Raw genomic sequence first — 13,895 nt, 5'->3', positions numbered from 1 at the left:
CGCGCCCTTTCGTACCGCGGCAAGTGAAGGCACAATGCGTGTCCTTTTTTTGGCCGGCCTGGCCGGGGGCCTTTAAATGATCAAGACGCCGTACTACCTCATCGATAAACAAAAGCTGCTGGGCAACATGGAAAAGATCGCCTACGTGCGCCAGCAGTCCGGGGCCAAGGCCCTGCTCGCCCTCAAGTGCTTCGCCACCTGGTCGGTGTTCGACCTGATGCAGCAGTACATGGATGGCACCACTTCGTCCTCGCTGTACGAGCTCAAGCTCGGCCGCCAGAAGTTCGCCGGCGAAACCCACGCCTACAGCGTGGCCTGGGCCGACGATGAAGTCGAAGAGATGCTCGAGAACTGCGACAAGATCATCTTCAACTCCATCGGCCAGCTTGAGCGTTTCGCCGAACAGTCCGAGGGCAAGGTGCGCGGCCTGCGCGTCAACCCGCAGGTGAGCAGTTCCGACTACCTGCTGGCCGACCCGGCGCGCCCGTTCAGCCGCCTCGGTGAGTGGGACCCTGAGAAAATCGAGAAGGTGATCGAGAAGATCTCCGGCTTCATGTTCCACAACAACTGCGAGAACGGCGACTTCGGCCTGTTCGACAAGATGCTCACGCACATCGAGGAACGCTTTGGCCACCTGCTGCACAAGGTCCAGTGGGTCAGCCTCGGCGGCGGCATCCATTTCACCGGCGAAGACTACGCGCTGGACGCGTTCTGCGCACGCCTGAAAGCCTTCTCGCAACAGTACGGCGTGCAGGTCTACCTGGAGCCGGGCGAAGCGGCCATCACCAACAGCGCCTCGCTGGAAGTGACCGTGCTCGACACCCTGTACAACGGCAAGCACCTGGCCGTGGTCGACAGCTCGATCGAGGCACACCTGCTCGACCTGCTGATCTATCGCCTCAACGCCAAGATGGCGCCCAACGACGGCGCGCACACCTACATGGTCTGCGGCAAGTCGTGCCTGGCCGGCGATATCTTCGGCGAGTATCAGTTCGACAAGCCGCTGCAGATCGGTGACCGCCTGTCGTTCGTCGACACCGCCGGTTACACCATGGTCAAGAAAAACTGGTTCAACGGTCTGAAAATGCCATCCATCGCGGTCAAGCAGCTCGACGGCAGCGTCGAGCTGGTGCGCGAGTTCGGGTTCGAAGACTACGTTTCGAGCCTGTCGTAAGACAGGCTTTCACGAAGGAGAAAAGCTGAATTGAAGAAGAACGTTCTTATCATTGGTGCAGGAGGTGTCGCCAAGGTGGTGGCCCACAAGTGCGCACAGCATAACGACGAACTGGGTCGTATTGCGATTGCGTCACGGAACATCTCCAAATGCCAGGCCATCATCGACAGCGTCAAGGCCAAGGGTAGCCTCAAGGTACCCGCCGACATCCAGGCCTTCTCGCTCAACGCCCTCGATGTCGAGGCGACCAAGGCACTGATCCGCGAGACCGAGTCGCAGATCGTGATCAACGTTGGTTCCGCCTTCCTCAACATGTCGGTGCTGCGTGCCTGCATCGATACCGGTGTCGCTTATCTTGACACCGCGATTCACGAAGAACCGGGCAAGATCTGCGAAACCCCGCCCTGGTATGGCAACTACGAGTGGAAGCACCTCGAGGAATGCCAGCAGAAGAACATTACCGCCATTCTCGGTGTCGGCTTCGACCCGGGTGTGGTAAACAGCTACGCCAAACTCGCGCAGCAGCAGTATTTCGACCGCATTGATTCGATCGACATCCTCGACGTCAATGCCGGTTCCCACGGCAAGTACTTCGCCACCAACTTCGACCCGGAAATCAACTTCCGCGAGTTCACCGGGCAAGTCTGGAGTTGGCAGAACAGCCAATGGACCAGCAACACCATGTTCGAGGTCAAGCGTACCGACGACCTGCCAGTGGTGGGTTCGCAGAACCTGTACCTGACCGGTCACGACGAGGTGCACTCGATCTCGAAGAACCTGAACGTGCCGAACGTGCGCTTCTGGATGAGCTTCGGCGAGCACTACATCAACGTGTTCACCGTGCTGAAGAACCTCGGCCTGCTTTCCGAGCAGCCGGTCAAGACCGCCGAAGGCCTGGAAGTGGTACCGCTGAAAGTGGTCAAGGCCGTGCTGCCGGATCCAGCCTCGCTGGCCCCGGGCTACACCGGCAAGACCTGCATCGGTGATCTGGTCAAGGGCACCAAGGATGGCCAGCCGCGCGAGGTGTTCATCTACAACGTGGCCGACCACGAAGAAGCCTACGCCGAGACCGACAGCCAAGGCATCTCCTACACCGCCGGCGTGCCGCCGGTGGCCGCCGCACTGCTGGTCGCCCGTGGCGAATGGGACGCCGGGCGCATGGTCAACGTCGAGGAACTGCCGGCCGAGCCGTTCCTCAAGGCGCTGGACGTGATGGGCCTGCCGACCCGCGTCAAGGATGAAAAAGGCGATCGTCCATGGGACGCTGAAGCCTAAGCTGCACGACGAAGGGGCGCCAGATGGCGCCCCTTCTGTTTGTGCAAGCTGTCTGTGGGAGCGGGGTTGCCCCGCGATAGGGGCAACACTGACAGATCGCTACTTCCTGGCCTCCAGTATCAAGTTGAACGGCGTCTGCGTCGCCCTGCGGAACCGCCTGAACCCTGCCTCTTCGAACACCGCCCGCAACCGCGCCTCCCCGGCCTGCGCCCCCAATCCCAGCCCCACCTCCTGCGACAGCGAATTCGGTGTGCAGATGAAGGTGGACGCCGCATAGAACAGCCTGCCGACCGGATTGATGTTGGCATCCAGCGTATCCTCGGCGAACGGTTCCACCAGCATCACCGTGCCGTCGTCCTTGAGCGCCCGGTAAGCATGCCGAGCCGCCCCCACCGGGTCACCCATGTCGTGCAGGCAGTCGAAGAAGCACACCAGGTCCAGGTCGCGAACGGGATAGTCCTTGGCCGAAGCCTGCTGGAAGATGACCCGCTCGGCCACGCCTGCGTCGCGGGCCCGCTCGGTGGCGGTGAGCACCGACGGCGCATGGTAGTCGTAGCCGGTAAAGCGCGAGGCCGGAAACGCCTCGGCCATGACGATGGTCGAGGCGCCATGGCCACAGCCGACATCGGCCACTCGGGCACCGGCCTGCAGCTTGGCCACCACACCCTCCAGTGCCGGTAGCCAGTCGGCGACGAGGAAAGTCCGATAACCCGGCCTGAAGAACCGCTCGGTACCACTGAACATGCAGGGATGATGATCGCCCCAGGCGAGTGCGCCGTTGCCGCGCATGGCCGCGACCAACTTGTCCTTGTCATGGAACAGCGCCGCCAGCACCGAGGCGCCGCCGGCCATGTAGACCGGGGAGTCTTCCAGGGCCAGTGCCATGGCCTGCTCCTCGGGCAGGGTGAACTGTCCATCACGATGCACCAGATAGCCCGCCGCCGCCTGGCCATTGAGCCACTCACGCACAAGTCGTAGCTGACAGCCGGTCCGTTCGGCCAACGCCTCGGGCGTGACCGGCTGGCTGTCAGCCATGGCCCGATAAAGCCCGAGCTCATCCCCGAGAATGACATTGGCTAGCGTCGCTGCCGCGCCCATGTCACCCACCAGCTTGCCCATGAATTCCTGAAGCCGTGCCTCGTCCATGACCTGCCCTCCTCTTGCCAGAAGGCCACCGTCGGCGACGTCAGGTCCAGAGGCGGTGGTCGGATGGATGATCGAACCGCTTTGAAGCCGGTCCAGACTTTAAGTCTAGACCCGCCTGCGCTATCTTCGCCGCGCTGCCGGCAGCCCCGCCAATACCGGACGGCCGCACCCGCGCAGCGAAGGAATTGCCTGCATGCTCTCCAGCCGTACCCTCGTCCTGATCCTCGGCGTCGCCTTCATCATGCTCGACCAGTGGGTCAAACTGATCGCCCTGGTCGCCCTGAACAACCACAGCTATGTGTTCGGCAACCAGATCGTCTGGCTCGACCTGGCCCTGAGCATGAACCCTGGCGCGTTCCTCAGCCTCGGCGCCAGCTTGTCGCCGGGCCTCAAGCAACTGATCTTCGTGGCCGCGGTAGGCGTGGCATGCTGCTGGGCCGTGACCTGGGCGTTCAGGCACTGGCAAGCGACCCCGGTGAAGGCCGGCGCGGCCTACTTCATCGCCATGGGCGGCCTGGCCAACCTGATCGACCGGGTGCTGCGCGACGGCCATGTGGTCGACTACCTCGTGCTTAACCTCGGCCCGCTGCATACCGGCGTGTTCAACCTTGCCGACATCGCCATCATGGCGGGGGCGCTGGTGCTGGGATTGGGGGCGATGAAGAAACCGGCCATCGCGTGAAAGCTACCAAGTGCCCACCGCGCCCCTTGCAGCGCTCTCAGGATCGAGCGCCGCGTGGGCGGCGCCCGGTCTCATAGGCGCTTTACCTGTTTCGCCAAGCACCCGAATCGCTATTGCCCAGCAGCCTCCAACCGCTCCAGCAGCGCATCGGCCAACGCCTTGTCGGAGAACGGGTTCTGCCCGGTGATCAGCTCGCGATCGACCACCACATGGGGCTGCCAGGCCTCGGCGTAGCTCATGTCGCCTCCTGCGCCGGCCATGGCCTTGGCGGGATAGAACTGCAGACGCTGTTCCTTGAGCGAGCCTTCGAACATCTGCTCCTCAGGGTCAGAAAAAATGGTCATGCGATAGCCCTGGTACCTCCAGTCGCTGGCCGCTGGGGTTTCGCCACGGGCGAGCGCGGCGTGGTAGGCGACCGGATCCTGCTGCGCCGACAGCAGCGTGATCGGGCCGTGGCAGATGGCGGCGGTGGGCTTGCCGGCCTGGTGGAAATGGCGCAGCAAGGTGCCGACGTCAGGGTTATTGGCCAGGTCGATCAGCGGCGCATGGCCACCTGGGATGAAGATCCCCGCGTAACGATCCAGATCGCCCGCCAGCACCTCCTTCAACGACAGCGTGTCGCGAATGTCCGGCAGGCTTTCGACCACCTGGCGGATTCGCTGCATCTCGCCGGCATCGCCGCCGAAGTACATCGGGTCGATCGAGCGCTCGTCAACACTCGGCGCATTGCCCCTGGGCGTCACCAGCACCAGCTTGTAGCCGGCCTTTAGCAAGCGGTCGGCGGGCACGCCGAACTCGTTGAGGTAATAACCGGTGGGGTACGGCTTGCCGTCCTTGAGCGGTAACTGGTTCTCGCTGGACAACAACACCAGCACTTCGCCCTTCGCGGCAGCGGCGGCGTGGCCAGTCAGCAATGCGCCGGCCAGCGCCAGCGCAACGGGAGCAATCTTGTTCATGGTCGATTCCTGATTCAGTTGAATGGCGCGATATCCAGCGGGCGGGCAAGCTGCACTTGTGTCGGTGCGGCCAGCCAATCGGCGGTGGCGGCGCGGTAGGCCTGGTAATGGGGGCTGTGGCGATGGGCCTCGACGGCGGCCTCGTCGACGTACAGCTCGAACAGATCGAACGCCAGCGTCCCCCCCTCGCGCACGAACAGGTCGTAGCGCAGGTTGCCGGGCTCGGCGCGGGTCTGCTCGACCATCCGGCGCAGGGCCTGCTCGGTGGCGTCACGGTATTCGGGAAGGGGCTGGATGGCGGCGAAAATGGCGATGGTCATGGGCGACTCCCTCAACAGGTTGGGCCCATCCTAACCAGCACGCTATGATTCGATAATTCGAAAGCACTTATTCCTGCGATTCAATTCATGAATATCGGTAACAAGGACCTCAACCTGCTGCACCTGTTCCAGGTGCTCTACGAAGAGCGCAGCGCCTCCCGTGCCGCGCAACGCCTGGCGCTCAGCCAGCCGGCCCTGAGCCATAAGCTCAACAAGCTGCGCCACCAGTTCGGCGACCCGCTGTTCGTGCGCGCGCCACGCGGCCTCACGCCCACCCCCAGGGCCCACGAGCTGGCGCCGCAGGTGCAGCAGTTGATCGGGCACCTGCAGGACTTCTTCAGCCGCTGCGACGGCGAGCACTTCCTTGAACGCCCGGTCCAGTTGCACCTGTACAGCACCGACTACCTGGAGCAGACCTTGCTGCCCGGGCTGCTGCCGATTCTTCGCGACCAGGCGCCGAACCTGACCCTGGTCACCCACAACACCCGTGGCGACCTGCCCCGCGAGGCGCTGGAGAAAGGCACCTGCGACCTTGCAATCGCCGGCTTCTACAGCGACCTGCCAGACACATTCCACCAGCAGCGGCTGCTCTGCGAGGACTTCGCGGTGCTGGCCGCCGCCGACAACCCGAGGTTGGTCGACGGCCTGACCCTGGAGGCATTCGTGGCCTGCGACCACCTATTGACGACCTTGACCGGCGATCTCGACGGCCGGGTCGACCAGGCCCTGCGGGCTCTCGGCCGGCAACGCCGGGTGGTGGCCGGACTGTCCAGCTTCATCGCCCCCACGCGCCTGGTGCGCGGCACCGACCTGCTGCTGACGTGCCTGCGCTCGCTGGCCATGGAAGCAGTCGAGCGCGACCCCGGCCTGCGCCTGCATGCCCTGCCCCTGGTGCTGCCGCACGTCGAGGTGATGCAGATCTGGCACGCGCGCACCCACGCCGATCCCATGCGCCGATGGTTCCGCCAGCAGGTGTGGGAAGTGGCGCAACGGGTCATTGCACCAGCTGGTTGATCTCGATGATCGGCATCAGCACCGCCATGACGATCAGCAGCACCACCGCGCCCATGACCACGATCATCAACGGTTCGAGCAGCGCGGTCATGCCCATGGCGCGGCGCTCGATGTCCTTGGCCAGGCTGTCGGCGGCGCGGTCGAGCATCGGCGGCAGGTTGCCGGTCTTCTCGCCACTGGCGATCAGGTGGATGAGCAGCGGTGGAAAGACCTTCTCCACCGCCAGCGCCGAGGCCAGCCCGGCGCCCTCGCGCACCCGCGCCGTGGCCTCGTTGACGCACTGGTCGAGGCGTTCGTTGCCCAGGGTCTGGCGCGCCGCCTCCAGTGCCCGCAGCAAGGGCACGCCAGCGCTGCCGAGGATCGCCAGCGTGGCGGCGAAACGCGCCGTGTTCAGGCCCAGCACGAAACGCCCGAGCAACGGCAACCGCAGGACGCACCCATGCCACGCCAGGCGTGCCGCCGGGGCGCGCAGATAGACCCGCCAGCCCCAGAACGCTCCGGCCATCAGGGCGAAGCACAGCACACCCCATTCGCGCACGAAGTCACTGGCAGCGAGCATGGCCAGGGTCAGCCCGGGCAAGTCCTGGCGCGCCTGGGTGAAGGCACTGACCACCTGCGGTACCACATAGCTGAGCAGGAAGATGACGATACCCACCGACACCAGCCCCACCACGCCGGGGTAGATGAATGCCGTGAGGATCTTGCCGCGCAGGGTGTTGCGGTCTTCGATGTAGTCGGCCAGACGCTCCATCACCTGGGCCAGGTCGCCAGACTCCTCGCCCGCCGCCACCAGCGCCCGGTAGATTTCAGGGAAATCCCGCGGCCGGTTGGCCAGGGCATCGGCCAAGCGCATGCCGCTGCGCACATCCCCGCGCACCGCGCCCAGCAGTTGGGCCACATGCTTGCGCTCGGCCTGCTCCAGGGTCGCCCCCAGCGCCGCTTCCAGCGGCAGACCGGCGGCCAGCAGACTGGCCAACTGACGCGTGGCCCAGGCCAGGTCGCCGTCGGACAGCTTCACGCCGAACAGACCACTGCCCTGCCCGGCCACGTCCTGGACTTCGACCTCCAGGGTGGTCAGGCCCAGGGCGCGCAGCTGGGCCATCGCCGCCCCCGGACTGTCGGCTTCGAGCAGGCCCTTGACCACGCGGCCCTGGGCATCGGCGGCTTCATAGCGATAGCGGTTCATCAGGTGTCCCGTGTCACGCGCAGGATCTCTTCCAGGCAGGTGCTGCCGCTGTCGACCCAGCGTTGGCCATCCTCGCGCATGCTGCGCATACCGTTGCGCCGGGCGGCGACGCGCAGGGCCTGTTCATCCGCGCCCTGGTGCACCAGGCCACGGACCTCGTCGTCCACGCAGAACAACTCGTGGATGCCGGTGCGGCCGCTGTAGCCGCAGTGGTTGCAGTGCGCGCAACCCACCGCGCGGTATTGCCCGGGCGTGGCCGGGTCGGGCTCGCGGCAGTGCGGACACAATCGGCGTACCAGGCGCTGGGCCAGCACCCCAAGCAGCGCCGAGGCCAGCAGGAACGGCTCGACGCCCATGTCGACCAGGCGGTTGACCGCCGACACCGCGTCGTTGGTGTGCAGGGTGGCCAGCACCAGGTGCCCGGTCAGCGAGGCCTGCACGGCGATCTGCGCGGTCTCCAGGTCGCGGATCTCGCCGATCATGATCACGTCCGGGTCCTGGCGCAGGATGGCGCGCAAGGCCACGGCGAAGCTCATGTCGATACGCGCGTTGACCTGGATCTGGCTGATGCCCGGCAAGTCATACTCCACCGGATCCTCCACGGTGAGGATGTTGCTGACGCTGGCGTCCAGCCGCGCCAGGGCGGCGTACAGGCTGGTGGTCTTGCCCGAACCGGTGGGGCCGGTGACCAGCACGATGCCGTGGGGCTGGCGAATCAGCTGGTCGAGCCGCGCCAGGATGCCTGCGTCCATGCCCAGCGCCTCCAGGCGCAGACGTCCGGCCTGCTTGTCGAGCAGGCGCATCACCACCCGCTCGCCATGGCCGGTGGGCACGGTGGACACACGGATATCGATCGGTCGCCCGGCCACGCGCAAGGCGATGCGCCCGTCCTGGGGCAGGCGCTTCTCGGCGATATCCAGCTGCGCCATGATCTTGATCCGCGACACCAGCGCGCCGTGCAGCGCCTTGCGCGGCGAGACCACGTCGCGCAGGGTGCCGTCGACCCTATAGCGCACCAGGCAGTGGCTTTCGAACGGCTCGATATGAATGTCGCTGGCCTGGTCGCGCGCGGCCTGGGTGAGCAAGGCGTTGATCATGCGGATCACCGGCGCATCGTCCTGGGCCTCGAGCAGGTCGGTGACTTCCGGGATGTCCTGCAGCAGGCGGTCCAGGTCCACTTCGTTCTCCGCAGCCCCCACCACCGCCGCCGCGCTGCCGGTGTCGGCGTAGGCGCTGGCCAGCAGCGCATCCATCTGCGCATCGGCGAGCGCCTCGAGCCGCGCCGGGCCATGGCGTCTGCGCACCTCAGCCACTGCCCAGGCCGGGCTCGACGGGCAGCGCGACAGCACCGACCCGTCCTCACCGTCCACCCGCAGCACCAGGCGCTGGGCCTTGGCCCAGGCGTATGGCAGGCGGCTCATCGCGCCACCTCGTCCACCGGCACCGCGCGGATCGCGGCCCGCGGTGCGCGCAGCGCCGCCGGATGGACTCGCCCTTGCTCGGGCACGCCCTGCCCCACCGGCGGCAGCAGCGGCATGTCCATGTCCGGCAAGGCCCAGGAGTGCTCGGGCTTGAGGCTGCCCTGGGCGCGGCGGATGAAGTCGTAGCGATTGAGGGTGATGCTGCGCCCGACCGCCGCATCGCGCACGATGTACGGACGCAGGAACACCATCAGGTTGGTCTTGCTGCTGGCGCGGCGCTCGCTGCGAAATAACGCACCGACCCCCGGCAGCCCGGACAGCCATGGAATGCCCTCGTTGGTCTGGGTGTAGCCGTCCTGCAGCAGGCCGCCCAGGACCATGATCTGGCCATCGTCGAGCAGAATGCTGGTGTCGATGGCGCGCTTGTTGGTCACCGTGCCGGCCGCGCTGGAGGCGCGCTGGTCGACGCTGCTGACCTCCTGGTAGACGTCCAGCTTGACCGTGCCGCCCTCGGAGATCTGCGGACGCACGTTCAGCCGCAGCCCCACCTCCTCGCGCTGGATCGTCTGGAACGGGTTGTTGCTGTTACCGCCACCGTCGGTGACGTACTGGCCGCTGACGAAGGGGATGGTCTGGCCGACGAAGATGCTCGCCGCCTCGTTGTCCAGGGTCAGCAGGTTGGGTGTCGACAGCACGTTGCTGCCACCTTTGCTTTTCAGCGCCCGGGCCAGCACCTTGAGGTCGAGTACCTCGCCGATGCCCGGGATCTTCACCGTACCGTCGACCACCCCTACCGACAGCCCCTTGGGCAGCACGTCGATGCTGCTGGGTCCTTTGACCAGGCCGCTGCCACCGAGGTTGGCGCCGCCAAACACGCCATTCTTGCCGAGGTTGCCGGCCTGCCACTGGATGCCGAACTCGTTGGCGTCGTCCTCGCCGACCTCGACGATCAGGCTTTCCACCACCACCTGGGCGCGGCGCTGGTCGAGCTGGTCGATGACCTCGCGCAGGCTGCGGTACAGCGGCTCGGGCGCGGAGATCAGCAGGGTGTTGGTGGTTTTGTCGGCCTGGATGGTCGCGCCGCCGGCGGAGAACGCGAGCCCCTGGTCGTTCTGCTGGGTGCTGCTGCCATAGCCATTCGGTGTAGTACCGGCGCTCTGGTTGCTGCTGCGGCTGGCATTGGCGTTGTTGTTGGCACTGTTGCCCTGCGCGCTGCCGCCATTGCCGCTGGTGCCGTTGCCACTGCCGCCGGTGAGCATGCCGCCGCCGCTGAGCAGCGCGCGCGTGGCGTCGTTGCCGGCAGTGTCGCTCTCGCCGGTCAGCAGCCCGCGCAGGCTCTGCGCCAGCTTGTCGGCCTGGGCATTGCGCAGGTACACCACGTGCAGGTTGCCGGCGCTGTTCTGGGCGTTGTCGAGCTTGTAGATCAGGTCACGGGCCAGCTGGGTGCGCTCGGGGCTACCGGAGCGGATCACCACGCTGTTCGAACGCGGGTCGCCCAGCACGCTGATCTTCTGGGTCGGGTCGTTGCCCTGGCTGTCGAGCAGTTCGTTGACCATGCCGGCGATGTCGCTGGCGATGCCGTTGTTGACCGCCACCACGTCGGTGTCGATGGCCGTGGGAATGTCGACCCGGTCGAGGATCTGCGCCACCCGTTCGAGGTTCTCGGCGTAGTCGGTGACGACAAGAGTGTTGTTGCCGGGGTAAGCGTTGATCGGGTTGTCGGGCGAGACGATCGGGCGCAGCACCGGGATCAGGTTGACGGCGTTCTCGTACTGCAGGCGGAAGGTGCGGGTGACCATGCCGTTGCCGGCATCACGGTCCCCGGTCACCAGCGCGCCGCCGAGCAGCTTGGCGTCGGCCTGGGGCACCACCTGGGCCACGCCGCCGACGTCGACCACGCTGAAGCCCTGCATGCGCAGGGCCGACAACAGCATGCCGTAGGCCTTGCTGGCGGGTACCTCACCCTCTGACACCAAGGTCAGTTGCCCTTTGACTCGCGGATCGACCAGGAACTGCCGGCCGGTGGCGCGGGACAGGCCGCGCACCACCGCCTGGATATCGGCATCGACGAAGTTCAACTGCACTGGCTGGTCACCCAGCGGATTGCCCGGAACCGGCGCCGCCACGGCGCGGCTGTGGCGCTGGCCGACCCGAGGAGCGGGTTGGCGCGTTGCCGAGCGGGTCTGTGGCCCGGGCTGCGCACGATGATCCAGCACGCCCGTCGAAGCGCCGGCCTCGGCCAGCGGGCGGCCCAGCTCGCTGCTGGCCAGGGGGCGTTGCGCGCTCGGCGCGCTGGCGCAGGCGCTGAGCGCCAGGGCCAGGAGCAAGGGCGCGAACGGCAGTCGCGGTGAACGGAGGCACGTCATGAAGGGTCCTTAGCGCCATGCGCCTGATCCATGCGAAGGGTTCCGGAGAAGGTCGCCGGGCTGCCCGGCTCGGCAGCCGGGTCGCGACGTAGCGCCAGTTGGCCGATGTCCAGCCCCAGCCGCGGCGGCACGCCCTGCAGCCAGGCCATCGCCGCTTCGGCCGGGGCCCGCTGCCAGCTCAGGCGCCAGGCATCGCCCTCGGCGTCGAGCTGTGTCTGTGCCAGCAGGCCGGCCTGTTCCAGGCTTTGCCGCAATGCCAGGGCGGTGTCTGCGGGGCGCTGCGCCAGGCGCTCGCCGAGCAGCGCAGCGAGCGCCTGGGCCTGGCCGCGCAGCTTGGGTGTCTCGGCTTGCCAGTGGTCGATCTTGGCCAAGGCCGGCTGGACCAGCACCTGCCAGCAAAACAACACGCCGAGCAGCCCACCGCCCAGGGCGACGGCCCGGCGCTCCCGCACGGCCAGGGCCTGCCAGCGTTGCCGCCCCTGCGCGCGGACGGTAGCCAGGCGCGCTTTAATCGACATGGGCCAGTTCCTCGCCGGATGGCTTGGCCGCGCGCAGGGTCCAGCCTTGCCCGCTGGTCTGTGCGTCAATGCCACGGGCGGCAAGATCGGCCTGCCAGGCGCTGCCCGCCGGGACCTTGCCGCCGTCGGCCAGGGCGGTGATACGCAACTGACCATCCTGGTAATCCATGGCCTCGACATTGCCGACCAGGAACGGCATGACCTGCCCGGCACCGTCCAGCAATGCCGCCAACCCGACCGCCGTGCCGCCGTGAAGTTGCTGGCGTGCCTGCTGCAGCGGGTTGAGCACCACCGGCAACTGTGGGAAGGCCAGGCGCACCTGCGCAACCATGTGGCTACGCAACGCGTCACCTTCACTGGCCAATTGAGCCGCGTAAAGATTGAGGCCCAGGCACCAGGCCAGCGTCGCCGCAACCCAGATGCCCAGCGTGCGCCCCCAGGCCATCGGCTTCGCCGGCCCGGTCAACCCGCCGGAAAGATCCACCACTGACGGTGCAGCGTCCTGACAGGCGTGCAACCCGGCTACCTTGATCCCACCGATCTGCAGCCACGCCTGCAGCCGCGCCAGTTCCGCCAAGCCGAGCCAGGCCACCGCGACCTGCCCATCGACCCGGCGCGGCCCGTGGGCGACATGGACCTGCCCGGCATCCCCCAGCACCAGCCCCTGCACCGCACAACCCACCGCCGCCGTCAGACGCTTGCCGGTCAGAGGCGGCATGGCGATGTCCAAGGCCAGGCTATCCTGCTCGTGCAGGTGCAGACGCCAGGGCGCACCCTTGGCCTGCCGAAGCAGTTGCCCGCGGTTCGCCTGGCCACACCGATCGGCCAGGCGATACTCCAGCAGCGACGCCTCGTCCAGTTCGGCCAGCGGTGCCAGCCACACGTCCATGACCGTATTCATGCGCCCACCCGCCGCCAGATGACATCCGGCAACTGCCCCTCGCGCTGGCGCAGCAGCGCCTGCAGGGCAAGCTCGCGATTGCCCAGGCGCACCAGGCCGCGCAGGCGGAACCAGTCGCTGTTGATCCCCACCCGCACATTGGCCATGGCCAGGGATGGCATGCGCAGGCGATTGACGAAATCGCCGCGATTGATGAACCAGCGCCCGCCATCGCGCTCAGCCACCAACGCCGCGGCCTGCTGCAGCGACAGGCCCGGCACCTGGGCGGCCAGCACTTCGGCGCTGGCGGTGTTGCCATTGACCCAGGTCAGCGCCGGCAGCACCGTGACGAAACGGCGCAAGCGCTCCAGGGCTTGGCCATCCATGCCCTTGAGCCCGGCCAGGCCCTCGACGCTGCGCAGCATCGGGCGCCTGGCCGGCAACGCTTCGACGGCACCACCCGGTGAAGTCGCCCGGCCGCTGTCCAGTTTGCCGAGAGCGGCCAGCGGGCGCTGTGGGTAGCTGTCGATCACCTGTCCGGCGATGGCCGTGGCCAGGCGCTCATTGATCCCGATCAGCGCGCACAGACGCTTGAAGGTCGCCAACGCCTCGGCGTCCACCTGGCCATCAACCATCAGGTTGCGCAGGTTGAACTTGCCCTGCTCGTCCTCCAGTTGCCCGTCGAAGCGCACGCTGCCGGACGGCACGTCGCGCATCGGCTGAGCCCAGGGCTGACCGCCACGCACCAGCGGATCGCGCAAGCGCTGTGCGAACAGCACCTGGCGGCTGAACTGCAGGCCGCCTTCCAGGGCCCACTGGCCCTGCAATGCCAGTTGGTGGTTCTCCATCTGACGGGTCAGCAAGCCCTGACGCTCGATCATGCCGGCGGCGATCACCGCCACCACTGCGGCGATCAGCAACGCACTGATCACGGCCATGCCCTCCTGGCGCGCCATG

13 protein-coding genes are annotated in these 13,895 nt (G+C 66.8%); 4 read left to right on the top strand and 9 right to left on the bottom strand.

Annotated features, from left to right (window positions below; translation table 11 throughout):
* The first annotated feature begins 76 nt into the window (after nucleotides 1-76).
* Together nspC and K5H97_RS11310 are read left to right on the top strand one after the other, a co-directional pair.
* A complete protein-coding gene (gene nspC / locus K5H97_RS11315; protein WP_028691661.1) occupies nucleotides 77-1,174 on the top strand; it encodes a carboxynorspermidine decarboxylase in 1,098 nt (365 codons plus the stop codon).
* Nucleotides 1,175-1,204: 30 nt separating this feature from the next.
* The gene (locus tag K5H97_RS11310; protein ID WP_028691662.1) at nucleotides 1,205-2,449 is read left to right on the top strand and encodes a saccharopine dehydrogenase family protein; all 1,245 of its coding nucleotides are present in this window, start codon (nucleotides 1,205-1,207) and stop codon (nucleotides 2,447-2,449) included.
* Between the two features lie 99 nt (nucleotides 2,450-2,548).
* Here K5H97_RS11310 and K5H97_RS11305 read toward each other — a convergent pair whose 3' ends face one another.
* A complete protein-coding gene (locus K5H97_RS11305) occupies nucleotides 2,549-3,595 on the bottom strand; it encodes a class I SAM-dependent methyltransferase (protein WP_028691663.1) in 1,047 nt (348 codons plus the stop codon).
* Nucleotides 3,596-3,788: 193 nt separating this feature from the next.
* Here K5H97_RS11305 and K5H97_RS11300 point away from each other — a divergent pair, with 193 nt between their 5' ends.
* Complete coding sequence (locus tag K5H97_RS11300; RefSeq protein WP_028691664.1) at nucleotides 3,789-4,277, top strand: signal peptidase II; 489 nt, start codon at nucleotides 3,789-3,791, stop codon at nucleotides 4,275-4,277.
* A 110-nt stretch (nucleotides 4,278-4,387) separates the two neighbouring features.
* On the opposite strand, the gene K5H97_RS11295 is transcribed toward K5H97_RS11300, so the two are convergent.
* Both K5H97_RS11295 and K5H97_RS11290 read right to left on the bottom strand, forming a co-directional pair.
* On the bottom strand, nucleotides 4,388-5,233 hold the full coding sequence (locus K5H97_RS11295; RefSeq protein WP_028691665.1) for a type 1 glutamine amidotransferase domain-containing protein: 846 nt from the start codon (nucleotides 5,231-5,233) through the stop codon (nucleotides 4,388-4,390).
* A 14-nt stretch (nucleotides 5,234-5,247) separates the two neighbouring features.
* Complete coding sequence (locus K5H97_RS11290; protein WP_028691666.1) at nucleotides 5,248-5,553, bottom strand: putative quinol monooxygenase; 306 nt, start codon at nucleotides 5,551-5,553, stop codon at nucleotides 5,248-5,250.
* 87 nt (nucleotides 5,554-5,640) lie between these two features.
* On the opposite strand from K5H97_RS11290, the gene K5H97_RS11285 reads away from it, so the two are divergent.
* Nucleotides 5,641-6,567: a LysR family transcriptional regulator gene (locus K5H97_RS11285; RefSeq protein WP_028691667.1), complete on the top strand. Its 927-nt coding sequence runs from the start codon at nucleotides 5,641-5,643 to the stop codon at nucleotides 6,565-6,567.
* Here K5H97_RS11285 and gspF read toward each other — a convergent pair.
* The 6 genes from gspF to gspK are packed head-to-tail and all read right to left on the bottom strand — an operon-like array spanning nucleotide 6,548 to nucleotide 13,876.
* Nucleotides 6,548-7,753, bottom strand: a complete 1,206-nt coding sequence (gspF, locus tag K5H97_RS11280; RefSeq protein WP_028691668.1) for a type II secretion system inner membrane protein GspF — start codon at nucleotides 7,751-7,753, stop codon at nucleotides 6,548-6,550. The genes K5H97_RS11285 and gspF overlap by 20 nt on opposite strands.
* Complete coding sequence (gspE, locus tag K5H97_RS11275; protein ID WP_028691669.1) at nucleotides 7,753-9,174, bottom strand: type II secretion system ATPase GspE; 1,422 nt, start codon at nucleotides 9,172-9,174, stop codon at nucleotides 7,753-7,755. The genes gspF and gspE overlap by 1 nt, the downstream gene beginning before the upstream one ends.
* Complete coding sequence (gspD, locus tag K5H97_RS11270) at nucleotides 9,171-11,540, bottom strand: type II secretion system secretin GspD (RefSeq protein WP_028691670.1); 2,370 nt, start codon at nucleotides 11,538-11,540, stop codon at nucleotides 9,171-9,173. Before gspD ends, gspE begins: the two co-directional genes overlap by 4 nt.
* Nucleotides 11,537-12,058, bottom strand: coding sequence for a type II secretion system protein GspM (gspM, locus tag K5H97_RS11265; protein ID WP_028691671.1), 522 nt, complete (start codon nucleotides 12,056-12,058; stop codon nucleotides 11,537-11,539). Before gspM ends, gspD begins: the two co-directional genes overlap by 4 nt.
* Entirely contained in the window at nucleotides 12,048-12,959 is a 912-nt protein-coding gene (locus tag K5H97_RS11260) for a GspL/Epsl periplasmic domain-containing protein (RefSeq protein ID WP_145978847.1), read from the bottom strand. The genes gspM and K5H97_RS11260 overlap by 11 nt, the downstream gene beginning before the upstream one ends.
* The gene (gene gspK / locus K5H97_RS11255) at nucleotides 12,956-13,876 is read right to left on the bottom strand and encodes a type II secretion system minor pseudopilin GspK (RefSeq protein ID WP_051555711.1); all 921 of its coding nucleotides are present in this window, start codon (nucleotides 13,874-13,876) and stop codon (nucleotides 12,956-12,958) included. Before gspK ends, K5H97_RS11260 begins: the two co-directional genes overlap by 4 nt.
* Between the last annotated feature and the right edge of the window lie 19 nt (nucleotides 13,877-13,895).

It is taken from the genome of Pseudomonas mosselii (assembly GCF_019823065.1).
Lineage (GTDB): Bacteria > Pseudomonadota > Gammaproteobacteria > Pseudomonadales > Pseudomonadaceae > Aquipseudomonas > Aquipseudomonas mosselii.
This window is presented reverse-complemented; position numbering and strand designations above follow the sequence as displayed.